This is a genomic window from Herbaspirillum sp. ST 5-3 (genome assembly GCF_004804275.1).
Classification (GTDB): Bacteria; Pseudomonadota; Gammaproteobacteria; order Burkholderiales; family Burkholderiaceae_D; genus Noviherbaspirillum.
The window spans coordinates 244,026-269,675 of record NZ_STGI01000003.1 but is presented as its reverse complement, the minus strand read 5'-3'; the positions used below and the strand labels follow the sequence as shown (position 1 = coordinate 269,675).

The 25,650-nt window shown below is 58.5% G+C and carries 15 protein-coding genes and 1 tRNA gene; 7 read left to right on the top strand and 9 right to left on the bottom strand.

Going from position 1 to position 25,650, the window contains the following annotated elements:
• Positions 1-27: 27 nt before the first annotated feature.
• A complete protein-coding gene (locus E6W33_RS08185) occupies positions 28-3,768 on the bottom strand; it encodes an EAL domain-containing protein (protein ID WP_168798569.1) in 3,741 nt (1,246 codons plus the stop codon).
• Positions 3,769-4,309: 541 nt separating this feature from the next.
• On the opposite strand from E6W33_RS08185, the gene E6W33_RS08180 reads away from it, so the two are divergent.
• Positions 4,310-4,807: a protein-disulfide reductase DsbD N-terminal domain-containing protein gene (locus tag E6W33_RS08180; RefSeq protein ID WP_136416276.1), complete on the top strand. Its 498-nt coding sequence runs from the start codon at positions 4,310-4,312 to the stop codon at positions 4,805-4,807.
• A gap of 69 nt (positions 4,808-4,876) precedes the next feature.
• Positions 4,877-5,293 carry a DUF411 domain-containing protein gene (locus tag E6W33_RS08175; RefSeq protein WP_136416274.1) on the top strand — a complete coding sequence of 139 codons (417 nt, stop codon included), beginning with the start codon at positions 4,877-4,879 and terminating at the stop codon, positions 5,291-5,293.
• Positions 5,294-5,357: 64 nt separating this feature from the next.
• On the opposite strand, the gene E6W33_RS08170 is transcribed toward E6W33_RS08175, so the two are convergent.
• From E6W33_RS08170 to E6W33_RS08150, 5 genes are all read right to left on the bottom strand, one after another.
• Positions 5,358-5,921, bottom strand: coding sequence for a phasin family protein (locus E6W33_RS08170; RefSeq protein ID WP_136416272.1), 564 nt, complete (start codon positions 5,919-5,921; stop codon positions 5,358-5,360).
• A 53-nt stretch (positions 5,922-5,974) separates the two neighbouring features.
• Positions 5,975-7,693, bottom strand: a complete 1,719-nt coding sequence (locus E6W33_RS08165; RefSeq protein WP_136416269.1) for an AMP-binding protein — start codon at positions 7,691-7,693, stop codon at positions 5,975-5,977.
• A gap of 196 nt (positions 7,694-7,889) precedes the next feature.
• The gene (locus E6W33_RS08160) at positions 7,890-9,296 is read right to left on the bottom strand and encodes a wax ester/triacylglycerol synthase family O-acyltransferase (RefSeq protein ID WP_168798568.1); all 1,407 of its coding nucleotides are present in this window, start codon (positions 9,294-9,296) and stop codon (positions 7,890-7,892) included.
• 32 nt (positions 9,297-9,328) lie between these two features.
• Entirely contained in the window at positions 9,329-11,317 is a 1,989-nt protein-coding gene (locus E6W33_RS08155; RefSeq protein ID WP_136416265.1) for an SDR family oxidoreductase, read from the bottom strand.
• A 472-nt stretch (positions 11,318-11,789) separates the two neighbouring features.
• Positions 11,790-11,866, bottom strand: a tRNA-Arg gene (locus E6W33_RS08150).
• Positions 11,867-12,442: 576 nt separating this feature from the next.
• Between E6W33_RS08150 and E6W33_RS08145 the strand changes: the two genes are divergently transcribed.
• The 5 genes from E6W33_RS08145 (at position 12,443) to E6W33_RS08125 (ending at position 21,158) form a co-directional block, all read left to right on the top strand.
• Entirely contained in the window at positions 12,443-13,876 is a 1,434-nt protein-coding gene (locus E6W33_RS08145) for a histidine kinase (protein ID WP_136416263.1), read from the top strand.
• 18 nt (positions 13,877-13,894) lie between these two features.
• Entirely contained in the window at positions 13,895-14,545 is a 651-nt protein-coding gene (locus E6W33_RS08140) for a response regulator transcription factor (protein ID WP_136416261.1), read from the top strand.
• Between the two features lie 243 nt (positions 14,546-14,788).
• Positions 14,789-16,564 carry a GGDEF domain-containing protein gene (locus E6W33_RS08135; RefSeq protein WP_136416259.1) on the top strand — a complete coding sequence of 592 codons (1,776 nt, stop codon included), beginning with the start codon at positions 14,789-14,791 and terminating at the stop codon, positions 16,562-16,564.
• Between the two features lie 91 nt (positions 16,565-16,655).
• Complete coding sequence (locus tag E6W33_RS08130) at positions 16,656-19,592, top strand: tetratricopeptide repeat protein (RefSeq protein ID WP_136416257.1); 2,937 nt, start codon at positions 16,656-16,658, stop codon at positions 19,590-19,592.
• Between the two features lie 84 nt (positions 19,593-19,676).
• Complete coding sequence (locus E6W33_RS08125; protein WP_168798567.1) at positions 19,677-21,158, top strand: protein arginine N-methyltransferase; 1,482 nt, start codon at positions 19,677-19,679, stop codon at positions 21,156-21,158.
• On the opposite strand, the gene E6W33_RS27500 is transcribed toward E6W33_RS08125, so the two are convergent.
• The 3 genes from E6W33_RS27500 to E6W33_RS08105 all read right to left on the bottom strand — a co-directional run bounded on the left by E6W33_RS27500 (position 21,147) and on the right by E6W33_RS08105 (position 25,576).
• On the bottom strand, positions 21,147-23,657 hold the full coding sequence (locus E6W33_RS27500) for a tetratricopeptide repeat protein (protein WP_282183687.1): 2,511 nt from the start codon (positions 23,655-23,657) through the stop codon (positions 21,147-21,149). The genes E6W33_RS08125 and E6W33_RS27500 overlap by 12 nt on opposite strands.
• 70 nt (positions 23,658-23,727) lie before the next feature.
• Positions 23,728-24,492: a CmcI family methyltransferase gene (locus E6W33_RS08110; protein WP_136416253.1), complete on the bottom strand. Its 765-nt coding sequence runs from the start codon at positions 24,490-24,492 to the stop codon at positions 23,728-23,730.
• Positions 24,493-24,499: 7 nt separating this feature from the next.
• On the bottom strand, positions 24,500-25,576 hold the full coding sequence (locus E6W33_RS08105) for a class I SAM-dependent methyltransferase (RefSeq protein WP_211097262.1): 1,077 nt from the start codon (positions 25,574-25,576) through the stop codon (positions 24,500-24,502).
• Positions 25,577-25,650: the final 74 nt, after the last annotated feature.

Genomic DNA, 25,650 nt, shown 5'->3' with positions numbered 1-25,650 from the left:
GAGCACGCCCGCCGCTTCAGTCGAGCTTCAGTCGAGCGTCTGCATCACTTTTCCGATCGCCAATTTCTTGCCTTCCTTTAGCAGCATTTCGAATGCATCCGGCGCGAGCGGCTTGCTGAAGTAAAAACCTTGCATCTGATCGCAATCCCGCTGCCGCAAGTGCGCGAGCTGCTCCTCCGTCTCCACCCCTTCGGCAATGACTTTCAGGCGCAGATTGTGGGCGAGGGAAATGATGGAGTGCACGATCGCGGCATCGGCGCCATTCGACGTGATGTCGTTCACGAAAGAGCGGTCGATCTTCAGCACGTCGATCGGGAAGCGTTTCAGGTAGGACAGGCTGGAATAGCCGGTACCGAAATCGTCGATCGACAGGTGCACGCCAAGCGCTTTCAGTTCGCGCAGCACGCCGATGGTGAATTCGACATCCGTCATCACCAGGCTCTCGGTAAGTTCGATATCGAGATACTGCGGCTCCAGCCCGGTCTCCTGCAGGATTGCGGCGATCGACTGCACCAGATCCTGCTCGGCAAACTGGCGCGCCGACAGGTTGACCGCCACGCGCAGATTCCCCAGGCCGGCGCGCTGCCACGCGCGATTCTGCCGGCAGGCGGTGCGAATCGCCCAATCGCCCATCGGAACGATCAGGCCGATCTCCTCGGCCAGACCAATAAAGCGTGCGGGTGGAACCATACCGAACTCCGGGTGCTGCCAGCGGATCAATGACTCCATGCCGACAACGGCGCCGGTCTCCAGGTCGACTTGCGGCTGGTAATGCAGTACGAATTCGCCGCGCTCGACCGCGTTGCGCAGGTCGCCTTCCAGACGCAACCGCTCCAGCGCCTTTTCGTTCAGCGCCGCGGTATAGAACTGGAAATTGTCGCGTCCGACTTCCTTGGCGCGGTACATCGCAATGTCGGCGTGCTTGATCAGCGTGTCGGCATCCTTGCCGTCCGCAGGGTAAGCCGCAATGCCGATGCTGCAGGTCAGGAAGAATTCATGGCTGCCGATGATGAATGGCGGAGCGATGGCATCCATGATCCGCTGCACGACCTGAGTGTCGAGATTTTCATCGGGATGCTCGGACAGCACCAGCACGAATTCGTCGCCGCCAAGCCGCGCCACGGTGTCCGTATGGCGCACCGCGGACAGAAGGCGATCGGCCACCTGTTTCAGCAGCGCATCGCCGGCCTGATGGCCCAGCGTGTCGTTGACGAACTTGAAGCGGTCGAGATCGACGAACACGACCCACAGCGGCGTGCTGTAACGCGAGGAGAAGGCGATTGCCTGGTTCAGGCGGTCATGCAGCAGGTTGCGGTTGACGAGCGAAGTCAGCGGATCGCGGCTGGCCTGGAACTCAAGCTCCGCCTCGTAGCGCTTGGTCGTCGTGACGTCATACTTGGCGGCCACGAAGTGCGTGACGACGCCGGCCTCGTCCCGCACCGGTGCGATATGGATATCGGTCCAGAACATGGTGCCATCCTTGCGGTAATTGCGGATGGTCACCTGGCCTTCGCGTTGCGCCAGCAGCATCGCGCGCAATTCGTCCAGCCCCGGCTGATCCTTGTCGTCGCCGTGCAGGATGCGCATGTTCTGCCCGATGATTTCCTGCGCGCTGTATCCCGTCATGCGTTCGAACGCCGGGTTGACATACTCAACCAGGTATTCCGGCGCCTTGGCGCTGGCGATCACGATGCCGTTGGTGCTGGCTTCGATGGCCCGCTCGCGCAGGCGGAAAGCGGCCTCCGCCGCCTGCTGCCCGCTGCGGTGGCGCAGGAACTGGATGGCGACCGTCACCGCACCGGCCAGGCCCATCAACAACTCCACCTCTTCCGTATCGAAGGCGTCTGCTTCCGCGGCATACACGTTCAGCAGACCGATGGCTTTCTCGTCGTGGAACAGCGGCAGCGCAATCTTCGAATTGAATCCCCGGCGCAAGGCTTGCTCGCGCCAGGGCGCCATGCGGGGATCGGTGAGAATATTGTTCTGGATCGTCGGCTTGAGCGTGCGCAGCGCGATGCCGACCGTGCCAACTTCCGCCGCTTCGTGAATGCCCTCTTGCAGCGATTCGGCAATGCATTCCAGATAGCCGCCATGCTCGCCGGCGATTCCGGCAGGCGTCACGCTGCCGTCGCTGTTCAGCAATCCGGACCAGGCCATTCGATAGCCTTCGCGCACAGCCACTTCGCAGATACCTTGCAGCAGCGCGGTTTCATCCGTGGCGGTGGCGATCTCCGCATCGCATGCATGGATTGCACGCAAGGCACGGTTGCTGCGGCGTAGCGATGTTTCCATCTGGCGCTGCGCCGTGATGTCGCTGCCAAGGCAATCGACCCGCCCCGCTCCCGGCTCGGTGCCCGGCACATAATGTGCGTCATAGCGCATCCAGCGCACCGTGCCGTCGGGGCGCACGATGCGGAATTCCAGCGCGGCCCAGCCGATGTCGGCAACCGCCCGCGAAAAACGGATGACCTGCTTGCGGTCTTCCTGATGCACGCAGTCGAGCCAGAGAAGCGAACTGTCATAGAAGGCCTGCACCGGGTGGCCGTACAGGCGCTCCACCGCCGGGCTGACGTAGCTCACCTTGCGCTCCCGCAGATCGAAGGTCCAGAGCACCTCGTCGATCGACTCCAGGATGCCGTCGAGCTGCTTCTCCTTCGAATGCAGGGACAGATATGCCTCGCGCGCACGCGCCTCGGACGCCTGGCGCGCATAGGTCTGCGAGCGCATGAAGAAGAACGCGAGGAAGCTCGTCAGGACGCCGGCCAGCGCGACAATCGGCGGCAACCAGTATTGCGAGCGCTTGCGGAATTCGGGACGCACCTTCAGGTTCAGATGCCAGGTACTGCCGCCGAAGCTGAGGTCAAAGTCGCGCCGCAACCGGGCGTTGACATCGGCCATGCCGGACATCGCCGCCGACTGCTCCGGGTTGCTGTCGAAAATCAGGGAGGCCGCGTCAGTACCGGCATCCGCCTGTTCGCGGCTTCGCGCATCGAAAATCTCGATGTCGAGATCGTCAAGCAGCTTCGGGCCGAATACATTGCGCAGCATCTCGTCGACCCGGATCGCCAGAAACACGAAACCACGGAACGACGTGCGCCGCTGTGCAAGGGTGTCCGGTGTCTCTCCGCGATAGACGGGCGCGAAAAACACCACGCCTTCGACATTGCCCGGCTCGACAAACAGGCGTACACGCTGGCTGGCGGCCCATTCGCCGCTGTCGCGCGCGCGCTCGATGGCAACCAGCCGCCTTGGATCGCTCGCCTGGTCGAAGCCGATGCCGCTGCGATTCTTCACGAACGGCTCGATGTACTGCACCATGAAGGTATCGGACGTCAGGGATGAGGGGATCGGATGAAGCAAGCTGAACGGCAATTGCGCGGAGTCGCTCGCATATTCCTTGCGCAGCAGATGCTCGAATGCAGAACGCTCCTGCGGCCGGACACGCTGACTGAAACCGATTGCCTGGACGGCAGGCAGGCGATCATCGAGCCGCAAGCGCTTCACACTCCGCTGAAAATCCTGGCGCACCATGACGGACGATGCCGTGTATTCCACCTGCACGTCATGCAAGGCTTCCGCGTAAGCGTCAAGCTGACGTACCAGATTGTGTTTCACATCCCGCGCGCGCACATCCAGTTGCGATGCCAGCTCCTGATCGATCAGACGCGTCCCTTCCCAATAGACGACGGTCGACGTCAGCAATCCGGCAATCAGGAATGCCCAGGCAAGACGGCGTCCCTTCCCGTCTATCACATCCGTTGCTTTCATTTGCATCGCTCAGCGCACCCTCAAGCGAACCGAAGAGCGGTGCGTGTCCGATCTGCAATCCTGACGGAGCCCTCTGCCGCCCGTACCGTTTCGGTCATGCAGCGTCGATGCAGGGCGATGCGAAAAAAGCTGACTAATCCGGCCACAATCGAGGTGGCCGTCTGTAGCAGCACCAAGCCGGATCCGACGCCGAGGCGATGTCGGATGTTGATGCTTCCTAGTGACATTGTGCGGAGCTCTGGGATGGAAGAGGATAAGCCGTGCGGGACGGGCGGACGCGCCGGAATTTTGTTCGAGCTAGTCCTGACTCAACCGGAAGGATACAAAAGAAATTTCTACTGAGCAATAAATATATGAGGATGGCAGCAGAACCGCAATAGCGCTTAATGCGTAAGTGGTATTACCCGGATGCGTCGGAGGGAATATTCGTGCCCTGTCGGGAAGGATGCCGCGTCATCCAGGTCGCCTCCCGGCCTCGCAAAACGGCATGTTCTTTGCTTGAATTCAATATGCCCTCGACATATGGATTGGGATTCCCGAAATGAAGAAACGATTCGCACTTTACGCTATCGCTGCCGTGAGCCTGGGCGCGGCACTGCCTGCATTTGCCCAGCAATCTCCCGCACCCGGCGCACAAAAAGGTTTGAGCGGACTGTTCGCCAGCCCGAAGCCGGACGAGTTGATTGAGCCGGACCTGGCTTTCAAGCTGAAGGTCGCAGTCAAAGGCCCGAACGTGCTGCAGGCCGAACTGCTGCCGGCGCCCGGCTACTACCTTTACAAGGACAAGATCCGCTTTGCACTCAAGGATGCCAACGGCGTGGCCATCAGCGCGATCAAGCTGCCGCCCGGTGAAATGAAGGTCGACCAGATTTTCGGCAAGACCGAAGTCTATCGAAAAGCCGTACCGGTGGAACTGACATTGAACCGCAGCGGCAAGGCCAACAAGATCACGCTGACGGCGTCCTATCAGGGGTGCCACGAAAAGCTGGGCGTGTGTTATCCGCCGATTGAAAAAACAATCAATCTCACTCTACCGTAATGAACGCCGGGAGCGTGTTCCCGTTTTCGGGAACATCAAGCTAGCCACAATGCCATCAAGGAAACAGCCATGAAAAAATTCATCATTGCCGCGCTGCTCACTGCGACATACAGCATCGCCTTCGCTGCAGGCGAAGCGATTACCGTCTACAAGGACAAGAATTGCGGCTGCTGCGAAGGCTGGATTGCCCATCTTCGCGAAGCGGGTTTCAAGGTCAAGGCCGTCAACTCGGATGACATGTCGTCGATCAAGAAACGCTTTGGCGTTCCCGAATCGATGATGTCCTGCCACACCGCCGTGATCGACAAGTCGGGCCAGGTCATCGAAGGCCACGTGCCCGCCAAGGCGGTCAACAAGCTGATCGCACGCCCTGCGGTGAAAGGCGTCGCCGTGCCCGGCATGCCAACCAATGCACCCGGCATGGGCAAACAGGACGGCTCGCTGATCACCTACGATTTCGCGGGCCGGTCCTTCTCGATGGACTGATTGCGGCAAATTCCTCAGGCCGGCCGGGCACACTCCGCTCCGGCCGACGCCGCAGCGAAAACCGTCAGTGGCTCATCCTGCTTGGAGCCGCGACCGTTCCTCTGCGCGCCGAGACTCTTGGCGCAATCTTCGCGGAGCCTGCCTTGGCGGCTTTCGTCGCAGCCGGCTTCTTCGCCGCCTTGGCGGCAGGTTTCTTCGCCGCAGCTTTTTCAGGCGCCTTCTTGACAGCGAGTGCGTCGACCGACTTGCGCAATTCGCTGACCTGCGTGGTCAGCGCCTTGATATCGCTTCGGTTCGGCACGCCCAGCGCATGCAAGGCATGCGACACGCGCTCTTCGAACACGTTCTCCAGCTTTTCCCACGAACCGGAAGCCTGCACGCCGAGGTTTTCCGCCATATTCCTGACGGCGCCGGTCAGTCCGCCGACCTTGTCCTCGGCGAGATGCTGCGCGTGCCGCTGCACTTCCGCGCCTTCCTGAACCAGTCTGGAGAACATCTCCTCACCCTCTTTTTGCGCCTTGGCAAATGCTCCAAGCCCGGCCTGCCAGATCTGCTCGGCCGAATTGCGCACCGCTTCGAAAAATCGGGGATTGTCGAGATGCTCGGATTTAGTCGATTTGCTAGTCATGTTGATTCCCTTCGTCGTTTTGGCCAGATGGATAAAAACGAGACTTCATGCGCTCAATACGCTTCCTGCACGGAACCGCTCTCTGCAACATCGCCCCGCGTCGCGTGTTCCTCTTCCTCCCTCACGATTCGCCGCAGTATCTTTCCGATGTTCGACTTCGGCATCGGACTGTTCCGGAACACGACATACTTCGGCACCTTGTAGGGCGTGAGGTTTTTCCTGCAATGCTCGATAATCTCTTCGACGGTGAGCGCCGGATCTTTCCTGACGATGACCGCCTTGACCGCTTCATTGGATTGCGCATCGACAGCGGGAATCGCCGCCACTTCAAGCACGCCCGGATGCATTGCGATCACGTCTTCCACTTCGTTGGGGAACACCTTGAAGCCGGAAACGATGATCACGTCCTTCTTGCGGTCCATGATCTTCACGTAACCGTTTTCGTCCATGAAGCCGATATCGCCGGTGCGCAACCAGCCGCCGTCAGTGAACACATGCGCGGTTTCTTCCGGCCGGTTCCAGTAACCCTTCATCACCTGCGGCCCGCGCACGCAGATCTCCCCGGACGTACCCAGCGGCAGTTCATTGCCCTCGTCATCCAGGATCGCCACCTCGGTCGATGGAATGGGCAAGCCCACCGTGCCGGTGTACTTGTCGATATCGAGCCGGTTGGCGCACACGATAGGCGAGGTCTCGGTCAGGCCATAACCCTCGATGATCGGCATGCCCACTACCTGATGCCATTTTTCCGCCACCGCGCGCTGCACCGCCATGCCGCCGGCGACGATGATCTTCGCGCCGCTCACGTCCACATGCTCGAAGCCCGGCGCATTGAGCAAGGCATTGAACAGCGTATTGACACCGATCATCGCGCTGAACTTCGTATGCTTGAGCTCCTCGATGAAGGCAGGCAGATCGCGCGGGTTGGTGATCAGCAGGCTGGTCGCCCCCAATGTGAAAAACGAGAGCATGGCGGTCAGCGCAAACACATGATAGAGCGGCAAGGGAATGACCGCCGTCTCCTTTCCCTCTTCCAGCACGCCGGCAATCCATGCGACGGTCTGCCGCACATCGGCCAGGACGTTGCCATGCGTCAGGATCGCGCCCTTGGGCACGCCTGTCGTCCCGCCCGTGTATTGAAGAAAGGCCACATCCTCGGCGCTTAACGGGATATCGAGCAAAGGCATCGACTCCCCGCGATGAAGCGCGTCGGGCAAGGCGACGGCATCGTCGATGTGCCATGCAGGGACCATGTGCTTGACATGATGGACGACGAAATTCGCGATCTGCGCCTTCGGGAAATGGAGCAGATCTCCGAGGCGGCTGACGAGGACATGCCGGACTTCGGTTCTCGGCAGCACTTCCTGCACAATATGGGCAAAGTTGTCCAGCACGACAATCGCCTTGGCGCCGGAATCGGCGAGCTGATGCTGCAGCTCGCGCGCGGTGTACAGCGGATTGGTATTGACCACCACGCATCCCGCGCGCAAGGCGCCGAACAGCGCGACCGGCTGCTGCAGCAGATTCGGCAGCATGATCGCGATCCGGTCGCCTTTCTGCATGCCGCAGGCAGTCTGCAGATAGGCCGCGAACGAACGCGACAAATGCTCCAGCTCGCCATAGGTAATCGACGCACCGAGATTGCCGAATGCCGGCCGGTTCGAAAACCGCGTGCAGACCGATTCCATCATCGTCTTGAGCGAAGCGCTTTCGTCCACGGGGACCTGCGCCGGGACGCCGGCCGGATAGCTCTTCAACCAGATCTTTTCCATGAGCACACTCGATCAATCAAGCTGCGAAGTGCGACGCTTTCTTGCGCCGTCTGCTCCGACTCTCCCGTATTTGTTGAGAAGATGCTCTTGAGTGCGCAGCCACTCTTTGCGCTAAATCAGTTGATGCACAATCGTGTTGAAAACCCGACCCTCTGATGTGCGAAACATGGCGTCATGCGCCGCCGGAACGGCGATGTCAGGGATCGGTTCGCGCCGGTTCGCCAGGCCAGGGCATGAGCAATGCCGTCAGCAGCGTGGCTTCAAACTCATCCGTGAAACGCCTGACGAGCGTGGCCGGATCCGGCACGCGCTGAACGTCCGTGGCGACGCCGAAGTCGACGTTCCCCGCATAGCTGAGAATGCTGATGCCCATGCCGATGCCGCCCGATTGCGGCACCCAGAACACCTGGCGCTCGATTCTTTTTCCTGCGAAATACTGCGGCTTCGCAGAGCCGCGCACATTGGTGATCACCGCACTCGCGTTGGCGGCCAGCGCCTCAAGTACCCGCTCCTTCATGTCCTCCGGCAATAGCCCCATGCTGATCAGAATGCCCATTGCGACCAGCGGCTGCCTGGAGCTTTTGAGCTCGTTCATCCGCTTGCGCATTTCCAGCATTCGCCCGATAGGATCCTCGATCCCGACCGGCAAACTGACGAATACCAGGCTGAAGTCATTCCCCAGCTCGGTCACCCGGCCCGGCGGGCGCTGATTGACCGGCACGAGCGCGCGAATCTCCACGCCTTCCACATCATCGCCCTGCTCCAGCAAATAGGCGCGCAAGGCGCCGGCCACACAGGACAGCAGGACGTCATTGACCGAACATCCGAACGCCTCGGCCACCGCCTTCACTTCGAACAGCGAGAGCGGCGATGCCCAGGCAGCCCGTTTCATCACCCCCATCGGTCCCTTGAAGCGGGTTGGCGAATCCGGCGTCATGCCGGCAATCACGGCCGCATCCCGGGCCAACCCCAGGCCCGCCTCGCCATACTGGACAAGACGGGAAGGCTCCGATACAAGGTCCCATCCGGCACTCGCCAGCGTCTGCGCGGCGCGATAGGCCCCGCTCACGACTTCAGATGCCGGCCCCAATATGCGCTCCCACGCACTGCGCGTGTCGTCGTTGCGCCCCAGGTCGCCCAGCGGATTGCGCGGATTGCCGGGCTCCGTATCGGTCATTGTCGCCAGGACGTACGTCAGTGCAAAACCATCACCATAGCTGTGATGTATCCGCATCACCAGCGCGCTGCCCGACTCCGTATCGACAACATGAAATTGCCACATCGGCTTGCTTGGATCGAGCGGCGTGCTGATCAAATCGCTCACCACCTCTTCCAGATCACCGGAGCGCGGCAAGGCGATGTGGCGCACATGCCAGTCCAGATCGAAATACGGATCCGTCTCCCAGTACGGCGAGCTGTCACGTACCGCGCGTTGCGTAAAGCGCCGGAAGCACAGCATGCGCGTGCGTATCACCTCGCGCACGTCCTCCAGGTCCAGCCTGTCCGCGAACATCATCATGCCGCAGATCATCATCAGGTTGGTCGGACGATCCATCCGCAACCAGGCAGCATCAATCAGCGACATCGGCTCGCGTTCGGTCATCACAAGGCTCATTTGGTGGAAGCTCGCCAAGATCAGAAGTGCAGGCCGCGCAGCAGGTTCTGCATTGCAAGCCGCTCCGCAGACGGCAGCGGTGCCTTTGCTCCCTCCTTGCCGGCTGCCGCTTCCGTTTCGGCAAACATGCGGAACATCGCGTTAAGGATGAACTGCGCCACGCGCGGTGTGAGCGCATGGATTGCCTGTCCGGCGACGCCCACCCGCGTCGCGATGCGCACCGGCGCGTGTATGATCGCCTGCACCACGAGATCGGCCGCCTCATCCGGCCGCAACGCGCTGATATCGCGGTAGACAGCGGTCGGTGCAATCATCGGCGTGCGCACCAGCGGCATGTTGATGGTCGTGAACTTGATCCCGACGTCGGCAAACTCGGACGCCGCACACAAGGTCCATGCGTCCAGCGCCGCCTTCGAAGCAACGTAGGCGGAAAAGCGCGGTGCATTGGTCAGCACGCCGATGGACGAAATGTTCACCACCTGCCCGGAGCGGCGTGCAAGCATCGACGGCAGCAATCCCATCGTGATTCGCAATGCCCCGAAGTAATTCAGTTGCATGGTTCGCTGAAAATCATGGAAGCGGTCAAAGCTGGCCTCGATCGGCCTGCGTATCGAACGCCCTGCGTTGTTGACAAGAATATCGACTCCGCCGCGCTCGGCGAGCAGGACTTGCAGAAAACGATCGCAATCCTCCATGTCCGAGAGATCGACCTGATAGGTGCCAAGCTCGAAGCCGCGCTCGGCAATTTCGCTTTTCGCCGCCGCCAGCTTTGCCTCGTCGCGTCCGCAAATCAAGGTGACCGCGCCGGCCTCCGCAAGCTTGTGCGCGGTAGCGAGGCCGATACCGGACGAACCGCCGGTCACCAGCACCGTTTTCCCCGCCACGCGACCACGCAGGCTGCGATCGACAAACAGATCAGGATCGAGATGGCGTTCCCAGTAATCCCAGATGCGGTCCGCATAATCCTCCAGGCGCGGACATGCGATGCCGCTATCCTTGAGAGCGGCGGCGGCCTGGCGATTGTCGAAGCGCGTCGGGTAATTGACGAACTGCATGATATCGTCCGGAAGCCCAAGGTCCGCCATGACGGCATCCTTGATCTTGCGCACCGGCTCCATCTCCATCACGCCGCGCCGAATTGACTCGGGGATAAAGCCGAACAAGGCGCCGTTGATCAGCAGGCTCATGGTCGGCGCATGCGCGGAGCGCGCGAAGACATTCAACACCTCGCCCACGCGCAAGGGCTTCGGATCGGTCAGATGGAAGCACTGCCGGTCAAGCCCGGGAAGATGCGCGATATGACACATCGCATCAACGACAAAATCGACCGGCACAATATTGAGGCGCCCGCCTTCGAGTCCCACGGACGGCATCCACGGCGGCAGGATCTGCCGCGAACGCTGGATGAGCTTGAAAAAATAGTACGGACCGTCGATCTTGTCCATTTCACCCGTGGACGAATCACCGATCACCATGCCGGGGCGATACACACGCCACGGCACCTCGCATTCGTCGCGCACGATCTTTTCCGAATCATGCTTGGTCTTGAAATACGGATGGTCGAGGTTTTCCGCCTCTTCAAACATGTCTTCACGGAAGCTGCCCTGATACAAGCCGGCAGCCGCAATCGAGCTGACATGATGAAAACACCCGGCCCGCCACTGTTTGGCGAGTGCGACCGCGTGACGCGTGCCTTCGACGTTCGTCACCACCTGCGGCGCGGCTTCCGCATTGAGATCGTAAATCGCCGCAAGGTGAAAGAAATGGTCGATCTTCCCGGACAGGGCGTCCAGATCGCTGTCCGCAATGCCGAGACGCGTCGCGCGCACATTGCCGAACACCGGTACGGCCCTTCCCTCCTCGACGCCCCAGAAGTCAAACAAGGCAGGAAGTTTGTCGCGGCTTTCCTCTCGCATGAGGAAATAGACGGTGGCATCCCCCCGCGCCAATAGCTTTCGAACCAGCCTTTTCCCGATAAAGCCGGTTCCCCCGGTAACGAAATATCGCATGGCGCCTCCTAGCAACAGCTGTGGCAGTCGGTGCCTGTATCGGTGGGAGCGTCTGCGGATCGCGCGGGCGAGCCCAGCTTGAACAGGCTCCTGGCAGGAAGAGATGATTGGCGAAGAGTCGACTCATTATCCCGTGCAAGTCCTTGCGACGGGTTTGAACGAGATCAAAGGCCGGTGAGTGAGTGTGACCAAAGTTTGCGCTCGGACATTGGCGAAAAGCGCGCGAAGATCAGGAATTGAATCACATTCGGCGGGCATGCAGATGCCTTGGCGGCATCCGTCTGGTAGGCATTGCTTTGGGGGCGCGGCTGCGATTGAGCGCAACAACGAAGAATCATCGCCCCGGGAGGCACGACAAGGCGACGTCACCTCGCCGGATGAGGAAGGCGCAGTTACCGCGCGCCCAAAGAAAAACGGGTTAGCGCTTTTAACACTAACCCGTTCTTGGTGCCTGATCTCTCAAGCGTATTTCTGGTGCGGCTGGCAGGAATCGAACCCACGACCCCTTGGTTCGTAGCCAAGTACTCTATCCAGCTGAGCTACAGCCGCGTAAAACGAAATTATAGCACCCATTCAACAGGGATTGGAAGCCCCAATGGGAAGGATTTTTCATCGCATGGTTTTCGGCGAAGGCATTACCTTGACGACGCTGATTTCGACTGTGGCCGGAGTCCAACAGTCGTGTCGCTGACGTAGATTTCTTCCATCACATGGCTTCTGGCGATTCCCGTCGAAAAAACTTGTGATAAAGTCGTCCAGATAAAAAGTTTCCGGATGCCACGTTTTCACCGTCCGCCTTTTCAACACGCCGAAGGACAACCCAATGGAACGACCGCACATTCCTTCACTCCGCGTGGAGCAATCGGCGCTGGCGACGCGCAATACCTCGTTCCGCGGCCTCCCTCTTCCGCTACCGACATCTCCTGACCGCTTCTGTTGCTTGACGGCTCACAAGGCACGAGAATTGCTTGCAGGAATGAAATGCGATCGAGGACATGGCCACCATATCAGCAAGCCGATACCGGAACACCCGGCGAGCATTTAATACAGTCCTTTTTCCTGAGTGGCCTCACCCCGGGTCGCCGCAATGAGTTCAAGAAGACATACAGTGAAAGACCAATCGACATGATGCAAGCGGAATGGCTGCCGATTGTCATGCAGGGCTCGTTCAGCGAGATCTACGTCGTGGATTGCGACAGCTTGCGATTCGTGGAAACCAACCAGGCCGCGCGCAAGAATCTGCAATACAGCGCTGCAGAACTGTCGGCGATGACGCCTATCGGGATCGCGCAAAGCCTCTCCAGGGAAGTGCTGGAGAACATCCTGTTCCCGCTGCGTTGCGGCCGTTCGCACCGTGCCGCACTCGAGACGGTCCATACGCGCAAGGATGGATCGAGCTATCCGATTGAATTCCGCCTGTTCTACTGTCCATCCGATACCGCGCCGGTCTATATCGCCATCGGCAATGACATCAGCGCGCGCCACGCATCGGCCAAGGCATTGCGCATCAGCGAAGCGCGCTTTCGCGCCATCGTTTCCAACACGCCAGGACTGTTCTTCCAGTTCCTGAAAAAGCCCGACGGCAGCACTTCATTCCCGTATTTGAGCGAAGGCTGCCGCGCGCTGCTCGGCGTCACGGCGGAACGCCTGCGCGCCGACTCCGCCCAATTTCTCGAGCTGATCGTGCCCGAGGACCGGTCCTCGTATCTCGAATCCATGGCAGCGTCGGCCACCGAAATGAAAGAGCTGAACTGGGAAGGCCGCATCTGGGTCGAGAAGTGGAAGGACATCAAATGGATCAACCTTCGCTCCACGCCACGCGCCCTGCCCGGCGAAGGCGTGCAGTGGGAAGGGATCATGACCAATATCACGCAGAGCAAGCTGGAAGAAGCCGAAATCAAGCGCTCGCGCGAACAACTGGCCGAACTGTCCGCGCATATCGAAAGGGTCAAGGAAAAGGAGCGCACCCGCATCGCGCGCGAAATCCATGACGACCTCGGCGGCAACCTGACCGCGATCAAGATGGCGCTTGCGCTGGTGAAGAAGCGCCTTCCTGCGGACGATCCGACCCTGGCCGACAAGACCGACTATGTCGATGCACTGGTTGACCGCACCATCGAGGCGATACATCGCATTTCGGTCGACCTGCGTCCGAGCATTCTCGATTTCGGGATTGTTGCGGCAGTCGACTGGCAGGCAAAGGAATTCGAAAAACAGTTCGGTATTCCGTGCAGTTTCTCGTCGAACAAGAAGGAAATCGACCTGCATCCAGATCAAGCAACGGCGCTTTTTCGCATTTTTCAGGAAGCGCTTACCAATATTGGGAAACACGCGCGTGCCAGCCAGGTAACAGTCCGGCTGGCACGTACCAACCGCAACGTGCGTCTGGCAGTCACGGACAACGGCTGCGGTATCGCAACCAAGGACCGATTGAAGCCGAAATCCTTCGGTATTCGCGGCATGGTGGAGCGAGCAAACGCGCTAGGGGGGAATCTGTCGGTCAGCAACGCCCCTGAGGGAGGGACCGAAGTGGCGCTCAAGATTCCATTATCGGAATAACAATTTGAAAGTAGTGTTATGACAGCATGCGAAACAATAAGAATTCTGATTGCAGATGATCATGCGATCGTGCGTGAGGGATTGAAGCAGATCCTGGCGGACACCAAGGACATGGTCGTTGCCGGCGACGCCGAAAACGGCCTCGACGCCATCAAGCTCGCCCGCAACGGCGACTCCGATGTGCTGCTGCTCGATATCTCGATGCCGGACAAGAGCGGCATCGAGGTTCTCAAGCAAGTCAAAAAGGATGCACCCAAGCTTGCCGTCCTGATGCTGTCCATGCACCGTGAGGACCAGTACGCGATCCGCTCGCTCAAGGCCGGCGCCGCCGGTTACCTGAACAAGCAGAGCGCTCCGGCCGAACTGGTCGACGCCATCCGCCAGGTCGCTTCCGGCCGCAAGTACATCAGCCAGGCGCTCGCGCAGGAGCTCGCCAATCAGGTCGGCGATGAAAATCGCGAGGTACCGCCACATGAAACCCTGTCCGACCGCGAATACCAGACACTGATCATGATCGCTTCCGGCAAGACGGTCAGCGACATCGCGACGGAGCTGACGCTCTCGGTGAAGACGATCAGCATGTACCGCTCACGCCTGCTGCAGAAAATGAAAATGCGTCACAACGCGGAACTGACGCATTACGCGATCAAGAATCATCTGGTCGAGTAACCGGCCATCTCCGACGCCCGATCGGGGATGATTCGTCAATCCGCAGCGTTGACAAAAAGTCATGAAACTACCCGCGCATCGTTTCAAGCGATGCGCGTTTCGGCAGTGCCTCTCCGGCTCAGCCAAAACGCAAGGTAGGCAGAATTTCAACTCTTAATCCGGCTATCGTCGGCGCGGCAACTGGAATAGTATTGCTCCTTATTCGGGCGCAAAATTCTTGCGCCCCGGGCATCCCGCACCGCCATGCAAGACAAGACACAGAAACCGGAACAACAGAGTCCCGCCGATGTCGCTCGCGAGGCATTTCGCCGTCTCGCGAGCCGCCGCATTGCGCCTACCCCGGAAGCCTACCGCGAAATCTACGACGAAATCCTCGGCGTAAGCCGCCAGTCGAGCGCAGAAAAAATCCTGACGGAGTACGTCGCGAACCTGGCAAACGCTACCGAGGATATCGCGCGCTTTGCGACACCCATGAAGCGCGCGCTCGAAAATCGCGATTGGCAGGAATATGGCAAGAGTTTGACCGAACTGCTCGAGAAGCACGTCAGGGTTTCGACCGAACTGGTAGCCGCAAATGCGAAAGCGGCGTCCGCCAGGTTAGCGGAAAAACCGCCGGCCGCACGCCCCGCCCCCGGCATATCGCTGGTGGATGAGGTGCCGCCGGAACCCGCGAAGTCGCGTGCGATTCCACTGGTCGATGATCCGGCGCCCGCAGTATCCCGATCCGCATCAATTGCCTTGGTTGACGATGCCGAACTGCTGCCGGCCAAAACGAGATCAATCCCGCCAGCCGCGTCCCCGGCCATTGAAGAAAGCCGGCAGATCCTGCTGTTGCGCGACCTGCTGACCCGCACGCTGACACTCGCCGTCGGATCCCTGCTGCGCGGCACACCAGCGCTTCAGAAAGAATCGGAAGCGCTCGCCGAAGCGATCAAGGATGCCCTCACCGAGCAGGCGCTCATCGACATCAGCGCACGCCTGAAGCAACTCTGCTTCAAGGTCGAGCTCAAGAGTGAGGACATGGCGGAAGAGCATGAGCTGCTGCTGCGCCTGTTCAAGCTGCTGCTGGAAAACGTCAGTGAACTGCTGGACGACGATTCCTGGCTCAGCGGCCAGATCAGCAGCGTGCAAGAGCTGTTGTCCGGCCCGATTACGCACAGCGCGTTGATGGATGCAACGCGCAGCCTGAAGGAAGTCATCTACAAGCAGAGCCTGCTCAAGCACAGCCTCGCCGAAGCCAAGGTCACGGTCAAGAACATGATGATGACCTTCGTCGATCGGCTGAGCGCTGTGGCGACCAGCACTGGCGATTTTCATCAGAAGATCAGTCAGTATTCACAAAAGATCAGCCAGGCGAAAGGCATCGTCGAACTCAACACCATCCTCCAGGATGTCATGCGCGACACCAAGCTCGCGCAGGAACAGGCGCTGCGCTCGCGCGACGACATGCTGGCGGCGCGCCAGGAAGTCCAGCACGCGGAAGGACGCATTCAGGACCTGGAATCGAAGCTCGAACAGATGAGCGAGCTGGTGCGCGAAGACCAACTGACCGGCAGCCTCAACCGGCGCGGACTCGATGATGTGCTCGAACGGGAGCTGGCGCGGTCTGAACGGCGCAAATCGCCGCTGTGCGTCGCGATGCTCGATCTGGATGACTTCAAGCGGCTCAATGATACGCACGGCCACAGTGCGGGCGACCAGGCATTGATCCACCTGGTCAAGGTGGTCAAGGACACCTTGCGTACGCTGGACGTCATCGCGCGTTTCGGCGGTGAGGAATTCATGATCGTGCTGCCGGAGACGTCGCTGCCGGACGCCATGCAGACAGTGACCCGGGTGCAGCGTGAATTGACCAAGCAGATTTTCATGTATGAGAACAAGAAACTGCTGATTACCTTCAGTGCCGGAGTCGCGCTGCATGCGCCCGGGGAAGACCCAGCGGAGATGATCAAGCGTGCGGATGAAGCGTTGTACAGGGCGAAGCGGGCCGGCAAGAACCGTGTGGTGGCGGCGCAGTAAGGTGGCGCACACGCTGTCATTGACCGGTCCAACGAAGAACCGCACTATTCGATAGTGCACCAGAAATCCGTGATACCCGAAAGTTGATCACATGAACAAACCCAGGCATCAAACCTATATTCCCGCCCAACTTCAGGCAGCCTTGCAGCACCATCAGGCAGGACGCCTTCAACAAGCCGAAGCGCTATACAAAAAGCTGCCTGGCCACCCGGAAGCATTACATCTGCTCGGTGTCATTGCATTTCAGACCGCAAACTATGAACTTGCGGTTGATCGCATCGGCAAAGCGATTCGCTACAATCCTTCCAATGCGACGTTCCATTTCAATCTCGGCATGGCATTCAATGCACTTGGCAAATTCGACAATGCCCTGGAATCTTATCGGAAGGCAGTCGCACTCAAGCCTGATTACGCAGATGCGTTTTACAACCTCGGCGTTGCGCTCCAGGGACAGGGAGAATTCGGTGCTGCGGCCGACAGTTATCGCAAAGTCACCAAGCTTCAGCCCGACAATTCCGATGCCCACTTCAACCTTGGCGTAGCGCTCCAAGCCTGTGGTCTCCTTGATGCCGCGATCGAGAGTTATCGCAACGTACTTCGCCTTCGGCCCGATTATGTTCAGGCGCATGGCAGTCTCGGCACCGTACTGCAGGCGCAAGAGAAGTTCGAGGCAGCGGCAGAACATTATCGCCACGCGCTCACGCAGAAAACTGAACAGCCCGAGACGCTCAACAATCTCGGTGTGACGTATCAGTCGCTAGGCAAACTGGACGCCGCCATTGAATGTCTCAAGAGCGCATTGTCGCTGAACCCAGGGTATGCCGATGCCCACTACAACCTTGGCAATGCCCTGCATGCACAAGGTCAGCAAGAGGCCGCTGTCGAGTGTTTCCGCCGTGCGGCGTCGTTGAAGCCCGACTTCGCCGCAGCGCATTTCAACCTCGGAAACGTTCTGCTTCAACAAGAACGGCTCGATGCGGCCATAGATAGTTATCACGCAGCCTTGGCCCTGAGATCCAATGACGCCGATGTACATTACAACCTTGGAAACGCCCTTCATGCGAAAGGCGCGCACGATGCGGCTGTAGAAGCTTACCTGCACGCTCTCGCTCTCAAACCTGCTTATGTCGCGGCACAAAGCAACCTGGGCGTTGCGCTGCAGGCTCAGGGCAAGTTCGATGCCGCAATCGACGCTTATCGCAATGCGCTGGCGTTGAAACCCGACTATGCCGACGCAAACAGCAACCTTGGCACAGCGTTGCAGGCGCAGGGCGATCTTGACACAGCGATCGACTGTTTCCAGCGCGCATTGGCGGCAAAACCCGATTGCGATAGCGCATACAATGGCCTGGCGATCTGCCTGCTGCTGCGAGGCGACGCGTTGGAGGCATTAAAGATCGCCAAGAAAGCCTTGCAGACCAATGAGAACCACGGCACCCGGGCACTCGTTTTTGAATGCCTTCGAAACGTACGATTCAGCGAGGACGATGGTGACGCGCGTGCACTCTTGATTCGAGCGATGTCGGAACCTTGGGGCAGGCCGGCACAGCTGGTGGAAGCATGCATTTCGCTGCTCAACCAAAACACCGAAATCAAGGAATGCGTTGAACGCGCCGAACATGCGTGGCCGGAACGACTGACGGGCCACGATCTGTTTGGCAAGAACGGGCTCACCGAGGCTTGTAACGACACCTTGTTCCAAAGCCTGTTGGAAAATACGACCGCAGCTCATCTCGGGCTGGAACGTTTTCTGACCATGACGCGGCTCGCACTACTGGAAAAGGTAGTGAACCCTGTTGACGAGCAGGTGGTGGAACCTGACGTGCTCGCGTTCCATTGTTCGCTGGCGCGGCAGTGCTTCATCAACGAATACGTGTATTCAGTGACGGATGAAGAGCAAGCGCTGGCTGAACGTCTGCGACAGGAGGTTTCGACAACAATGGCATCGGGTGCGCAGCCGGCTGCTGTCGCGCTCGTCGCCACAGCATGTTATTTTCCTTTGCACACCCTTCCTTCGGCCACGTCTCTGTTGGATCGGGCATGGCCCGACAGTGTAGCGGCTCTGCTGACGCAACAAGTTCGCGAGCCACAAGAAGAACTGCACTACGGCGAAAAAATCTCTGCCCTGACCACGATTGAAGGGGATGTCTCGCGCCAAGTGCAACAACAATACGAAGAAAACCCCTACCCGCGCTGGGTCAAGGTGCCCTCCGGTGGAAAAGCCACGACGATCGACGCCTTTCTCCGACAACAATTTCCGTTCACGCCATTTCAACCAATCCACAAGGTTGACAAAATTAGCATACTGATTGCCGGCTGCGGAACAGGCCAGCAGTCGATCGAAACCGCGCGCCAATTCCGCGGCGCAAAAATGCTGGCGGTGGATCTGAGCAAGGCCAGCCTGGCTTATGCACTCCGCAAGACCCGCGAACTCGGAATTGAAAACATCGAGTATGCGCAGGCGGACATCATGACGCTGCGCTCGACCGGCCGCACGTTCGATGTCATCGAATCCGTCGGCGTCCTGCATCATCTCGCCGATCCGTTGGGCGGATGGCTCGAACTGCTGTCAATGCTGCGACCAGGCGGTTTCATGCGCCTGGGCCTCTATAGCGAGCAGGCGCGCAGGCATGTTGTAGCCGCACGCAACTTTATCGCCGACAAGCAATATGCGTCGACAAGTGAGGACATACGCCGGTGTCGCGAGGAATTGCTTTCAGAAAGCGTTGGCGAATCGTTCACAAGCCTGACGTCACTGCGTGATTATTACGAGACGAGCGGATGCCGCGATCTTCTGTTCCATGTGCAGGAACATCGCTTTACGCTGCCGATGATCAAGGACGCGATTGAGCAATTCGATCTGGACTTTGTCGGTTTCCTGCTGAGTCCTGCCATCGGCCGCCGGTACAGCGAGCGATTTCCGGACGATCAGCCCCGGACGAATCTCGACAACTGGCACGTCTTTGAAAACGAAAACCCGGATACTTTTGTCGGGATGTACCAGTTCTTTGTGCAAAAACGCAGGTGAATCAAGGCACAACCTGGATGTAGCAAGTAGCGACCTTCAACGGAAAACGTCGGACAAGGCAAGATTCACCGGATGAGTACGCAAATGCAGAATTCAAACCCAGAACAACTCCATATCGCCTTGCAGCACCATCAAGCCGGTCGACTGCATGAGGCCGAGGAAATCTACCTGAGGCTGGCCGGCAATTCGGACGCGATGCACCTGCTGGGCGTCATCGCATATCAAGTGGGAAATTATCCGCTCGCTATTGAACGCATCAACGCAGCCATTCAAGTTGTGCCGACCAATCCCACCTATCTTTGCAACCTCGGATTGGCCTATTCCGCCGCAAATCAACGCACACTTGCGATTGAATGCTATCGAAAGGCCATCGCACTGGAGTCGGGCTATGCCGAGGCGCACAATAATCTCGGGATTGCGCTCCAAGCGGAAGGCATGCGCGAAGCAGCGATCGAAAGTTACCGCAAAGCCCTGGCGATCGCTCCTAACTATGTCCACGCCTTGAACAATCTCGGCAGCACTCTGAAGGACTTGGGAAAATTCGATGAAGCAATCATTTGTTGCCGCAAGGCACTTTCGCTCATGCCCAACCTGGCCGAAGCGCACAACAATCTTGCGGATGCATTGAAGGAGCAGGGAAAACTTGACGAAGCATTGGCATCCTGTCGGCAAGCGCTGGCACTCAAACCGGACTTGACGGAAGCGTACACCACCCTCGGCATGATCGTTCAAAAAATGAAAGTGAACGAGGCAATGACGAGCCATTCACGCTCGTTGACCGGCAATGCAGAGGGTCGCGAGCCAGGGATGCTGGATGCGCTTGCTTTTAGCGGATTCAATTTCAATATCGCCGACCAGGCCATGTTCCACCGAGGTCTTGATCTGATCAAACAAAGTCTCGTTGACAAAGGCGCGACCTTGTTCTGCAGCGACAGCCTGATTACGTGGAACAAGAGCTACAGTTTTCTGAGGGAAGATTTCTTTCTCGATTTACTGCAGGATAAAAACAATTCGTTTATTGAAAGGAGCATTATCTGGCGCTCCTATTTCCTGCTGTATTTCGCGAGCGTTGCACAAGGCGCCGAAGGCGACTTCCTCGAGCTGGGTTGCTATACCGGATACACGGCATCACAGCTCATCAAGAAAGTTGATTTTCGCGGCTTATCGAAGAAGTACTTTCTATATGACCTATTTGAATGGAAGGAAGGCGATGCGCATGAAGGGCTGCATAACCTGCGTAAATCCGACCTGCATACGGAGGTGTGCGCACGATTTGCGGACTTCGAATTTGTAAAGGTCGTGAAGGGAAGCGTTCCGCAATCCTTCGAGCAGGCATTTCCTGACCAAATCGCATTTGCGCATATTGACATGAACAATCCTGTTCCCGAGTCGGGTGCGCTGGAGCAGGTTCTTCCAAGATTGAGCAAAGGCGGCGCCGTCGTGTTCGACGATTACGGATGGTGGGGCTACTGCAGACAGAAAACTGCGCTTGACCCGATCATACGCAAACATGACCTGAACGTGCTGGAACTGCCGACCGGGCAAGCGCTGGTGTTAAAACCCTGAACGGCCATGATTGCCCGGCGGCGTTCGCTCGCAATGTTGCTGCCACATGCCGATGAGAGCCATTTCAAGATCGCGTGCAAAACGGGGGGCATCGCATAGCGGCGATAGCGACAGGCGCCCACGCAACCCTGCACGCAGCGAGGTCAAGGCAGTCAGATCTGCTGCGTGTGCCACCGCCTTGGCGACATAGTCATCACAGTCATCTGCGATCCAGTCGGCCATTCCGAGATGATGCAACAGCCCTTCTCCCTGCCGCCCGAGCAGTCGGTCACCGCGCTTCGTCACGAGCGGCACGCCCATCCACAATCCTTCGACACTGGTTGTCCCGCCAGTGTAAGGAAACGGATCGAGCGCAATGTCGACCCGATTATAGGCTCGCAGATAATCGCCGCGGGAAGATGATCCCTCCATCAGGACGCGTTCGGCTCCGATACCGTGGGCAGCGAATCGCGCCAGCGTGCGTTGTCGGGTTGTCGCTTCGTTCAATTGCCTGGATTTCAGGAGCAAACGTGATCCACCAAGCTTCTGCAGCACGCGCGCCCATACGCCTACCACTTCATCGTTCATCTTCAACAGATTATTGAAACAGCCGAAGGTCAGTGTACCCTGAGCCAGGGCCGGTAACGGCGCCACAGAAATGTCTTCTGAAGGTGTACTGAAGCAAAGACGCGTACGCGGCAGGTACCACGCTTTCTCAACAAAGTGACCTTCATCGCTTTGCGGTAGCGCGATCTCGTCGCACAAAATGTAATCCATCTCGCGCATACCAGTTGTCGCGAAATAACCGAGCCAGGTCACCTGAATCGGCGCCGGCTTCCACGCGAATACCGCAAGGCGATTGCCGGCGGTATGTCCTGCCAGATCGATCAGGACATGGATACCGTCTTCGTGAATTCGGCGCGCAGCCTGTTCGTCGCTCATGTTGGCAATGGAGTGCCATGCCGCGAAGCGAGACTGGATCCGTCGCGTCAGTTCATCCTGACGCGAGTTAGTGGGATAGGCAAACAATTCGACCTGCGCGGGATCAAGATTCGCGAGGATGCTTTCAAGGAAGATGCCGACCGGATGCAAGCGCAAGTCGCCGGAAACCAACCCGACACGCAAGGGGCGCGCATCGCTTTCGCAACTGTCAACTTTCCAGCTTGAATACGGCGTAGCCCGCTGTGCCACCTGTTCGCCAAAACGGAGTGCTTGCGCCAGATATTGCTCAGGCGTGCATGCCGGATTGAAGCTTTGCGTTAAGAGCAGGTTGCTGAACGCATTGTCATAATCCGGCCGAACGGCCAGCGCGCGTCGATAACATGCGAGGGCTTCATCCAGCTCGCCTTGCTCCTGCAGTGCATTGCCGAGATTATTGAGCGCCTCCGCGTAATCAGGCCGCAGATGGAGTGCATCACGAAAGTGCGCCGCTGCATCTTCCGGTCCTCCTTGTACAAGTACGACATTGCCGAGATTGTTATGCGCTTCGGGATAGCCATGCCTGAAATTGATCGCCTTCCGATAGCTCTCGGCGGCGCCATCTACTATACCGCACGCCTCAAGGGCTTTTCCCCGGTTGTAATGCGCCTCGGCAAAATCCGGCCTGAGCGCGATCGCAGATGCATAAGCTTCCGCTGACTCAACATATTTATCCTGTGCCAGCAGCGTATTTCCGAGGTTATAGTGCGCCTCGGGATAATCCGGCTTGATTGTCAGTGCGCGCCTGAAACTGTTTTCCGCGGCGCCGAGTTCACCGATGCCTTCCAGCGCATTGCCGAGATTGTTCAGCGCTTCCGGATAATCGGACCGGATAGCGAGTGCCTTACGGTAGTTCTCCTGCGCCGCACAAGCGTTTCCCTGATCCATCAGCGCATTGCCGAGGTTGTAATACGCGTCCGCGAAATCCGGCTTGAATCGAACGGCCGATTGCAGGCATTCGACCGCTTCGTCGAGCCGCCCCCGCGCAGCCAAGGCATTACCAAGATTGTTCCATACACCGGGAAGGTCTGGCCTGAGGTTCAATGCATTGCGATAACACGGTATCGCGTCGTCAAGCCTTGCCTGTGCATGGAGCGCCGCTCCAAGACGAAACCAGGCATCAACGTAATCCTGTTTGAGCGCAACCGCACGCCGCAAGCAATCGATCGCCTCGTCGATTTTGCCCTGCGCTTGCAGCACTCCGCCAAGGTTGAAGTACATCGGTGCCGTAGGAGCGATGTCGATGGCCTTGGTAATCAGCGTCTGAGCCTCAGCGTGCCTGCCGCCTTGATGTGCGATGAGCCCAAGATAATGCAGCGCATCGACTTGATCCGGCGTGCTTTCAAGAACCCGACGATAGAGTTCTGCTGCCTGTTGCAAACGCCCGGCCTGATGATGCACAAGTGCGACGCGGATCGTTTCCTGCGGCACTAGGGCGGCCGGCGTATCGGGCCGTATGTCGTGCGCTCGTTGCTGACAACACAGCTTGTATTTTCTTCCACTGCCGCAGTGACATGGATCGTTACGACCTGCTTTATTCATGGGTAGTTGAACCGCAGTTCATTGTTGCAGCCCGTCGCTCCACTCGCCGCCATGATATGCCATCGCCGCATCAAATACGGCGAAGCCATGCGCCCGGCCAATGCGAAATGTTGTCGGTGAGGCCGCTCTCGTTGAAGGGCCAGGACGGTTGCTCGATTACAAACTCGGGATGCCGCTGTGCAAATTCCGCAGCCGCTGCCGTCGGGTGGTTCCAGGACCAGTCCGCAGCGCCGCGCGGCACATCGTGCAGGTCGAACATGATGCCATCCGTCGCCACGATATAGGAACCGGGCGTAACCAGGTCACAATAGGCTTCCAGTTCATCGGCAACATGCTGCTTGGTATGATTAGAGTCAAGAATCACGAGCGCAGTCTCGCCTGGTTTGACCATGGCCTTGACCTTTGAAACGATATCGGCTCCCGTCGAGCTTCCCTCCACCAGCGTGATGTAGCCGAACAGCTCATGCGCCTCAATGGCCTTGCGATTATGCGGACGGATTTCGATGTCGATGCCGATCACCCTGCCCTTTTCCATCGCCTTGCACAGGCTCGCATAAAAAATGAGGGAGCCGCCATGCGCAACCCCTGTTTCAATGATCACGTCCGGCTTCACACGATAAATCACTTCCTGGATGCGGATCATGTCTTCCGGCAGTTGAATGATCGGCCGCCCCATCCAGCTGAAGGTGTACTGGTACTTCTGGTTCCATCCCACGCGCACCCATTGGCGTGAAAGGCACTCGAAAGCCTCCTTGCTGTAGAGATCAAACTGGCGTACAACCCCGTTCTGCTCTTCGATCAGCGTTTTCGCTTCGGTGTCCAGGATCAGTTTCATGTTTTCCTCATTCAACGAGTTGAAGCGCAATGCCGGCCGCTGCGAGCAAGCGCATATTTTCATCGCGATAGTTGGGATTCATCAGGATTGCGCTCGTCACGCCGCGCGATTTGAGACCCTCGATGCCAACAATCGGATGACCGGAGCCCGGAACAAACTTTCCCTGCTTGTTCGGATTCAAGTCGACCAGGCAATCGATACCTGCACCGTCAGGGTCGATCATATGTGCAAAGGTTGTTCCCTTGGCACCGGCTCCCCAGATTGCGACTTTTCCTTGCGACATAAGTCCGCTGATTCGTGCGAGCCATTCATCGCGGAGCTGCCTGTCCTCGTCGGCGAACTGGCGCGCCAAGTGCGAGATCTCGCCGGCTTCCATTGCAAGGGCCTCCGGCTCTTCCCCCAGCGACGCCTCCAGCCATAAATACTGACCGCCGAACACATGCTTCACGTCGTGGACAGCAAAACCGGTTTGTTCAAATGCAGCGCGCAGGGACGACGCAGTGAACAGCGAACAATGTTCGTAGAAGAAATCCCAGATCACTTGATTGCGCAGTATCCACTCGACGCAAGGCGTCTCAAAGAAAATCCGGGGAGCTACGGCGTTGCGCAACGCACGCTTGACGGCGCGCAGCAATTCCAGTGGCTGCGGCACATGCTCGATCACATGTCGGCAAACGACGACATCCGCCGGAACGTCGGCGCATGCCTCATCATAAAAGCGTCGCTCGAACCGCAGGCGCCCGTCGAGATCGACCAATGGTCCGGCGTAACTCGGATCAAATCCGATGCCGCTATTTCCAGAAACGGAATCGGCAACCAGCATGCGTAGGAATACCCCTTTGCCGCATCCGACTTCCACGATTCTGCAGTCACGCACCCCGGCGTCACGTACAAGATGTCCGGCCAGGTCGGCCATGTACCTGGCAAAATACGGCGAATGAGATTGCGTGTTGTCGTAATCCGCGCCGTAGGCAAGCTTGCTGCCATCAAATGCGGCATTGAAGACAAATCCGCAGACTTGGCAAACATAAAGATCCAGGTCGCCGCGCGGAGCCCTAAGCGCTTCTTCCCTTGTTGGCAACACGAGGTTCTGATGCACAGGCACCGATACACGCCTAAGAAAACGATGTGCCTCGCCGCTTGCGCAGACGGGACAGG

Coding starts and splice junctions, on each gene's coding strand:
- E6W33_RS08185 (WP_168798569.1), bottom strand. CDS start 3,768: ATGAAAGCAACGGATGTGATAGACGGGAAGGGACGCCGTCTTGCCTGG.
- E6W33_RS08180 (WP_136416276.1), top strand. CDS start 4,310: ATGAAGAAACGATTCGCACTTTACGCTATCGCTGCCGTGAGCCTGGGC.
- E6W33_RS08175 (WP_136416274.1), top strand. CDS start 4,877: ATGAAAAAATTCATCATTGCCGCGCTGCTCACTGCGACATACAGCATC.
- E6W33_RS08170 (WP_136416272.1), bottom strand. CDS start 5,921: ATGACTAGCAAATCGACTAAATCCGAGCATCTCGACAATCCCCGATTT.
- E6W33_RS08165 (WP_136416269.1), bottom strand. CDS start 7,693: ATGGAAAAGATCTGGTTGAAGAGCTATCCGGCCGGCGTCCCGGCGCAG.
- E6W33_RS08160 (WP_168798568.1), bottom strand. CDS start 9,296: ATGACCGAACGCGAGCCGATGTCGCTGATTGATGCTGCCTGGTTGCGG.
- E6W33_RS08155 (WP_136416265.1), bottom strand. CDS start 11,317: ATGCGATATTTCGTTACCGGGGGAACCGGCTTTATCGGGAAAAGGCTG.
- E6W33_RS08145 (WP_136416263.1), top strand. CDS start 12,443: ATGATGCAAGCGGAATGGCTGCCGATTGTCATGCAGGGCTCGTTCAGC.
- E6W33_RS08140 (WP_136416261.1), top strand. CDS start 13,895: ATGACAGCATGCGAAACAATAAGAATTCTGATTGCAGATGATCATGCG.
- E6W33_RS08135 (WP_136416259.1), top strand. CDS start 14,789: ATGCAAGACAAGACACAGAAACCGGAACAACAGAGTCCCGCCGATGTC.
- E6W33_RS08130 (WP_136416257.1), top strand. CDS start 16,656: ATGAACAAACCCAGGCATCAAACCTATATTCCCGCCCAACTTCAGGCA.
- E6W33_RS08125 (WP_168798567.1), top strand. CDS start 19,677: ATGCAGAATTCAAACCCAGAACAACTCCATATCGCCTTGCAGCACCAT.
- E6W33_RS27500 (WP_282183687.1), bottom strand. CDS start 23,657: ATGAATAAAGCAGGTCGTAACGATCCATGTCACTGCGGCAGTGGAAGA.
- E6W33_RS08110 (WP_136416253.1), bottom strand. CDS start 24,492: ATGAAACTGATCCTGGACACCGAAGCGAAAACGCTGATCGAAGAGCAG.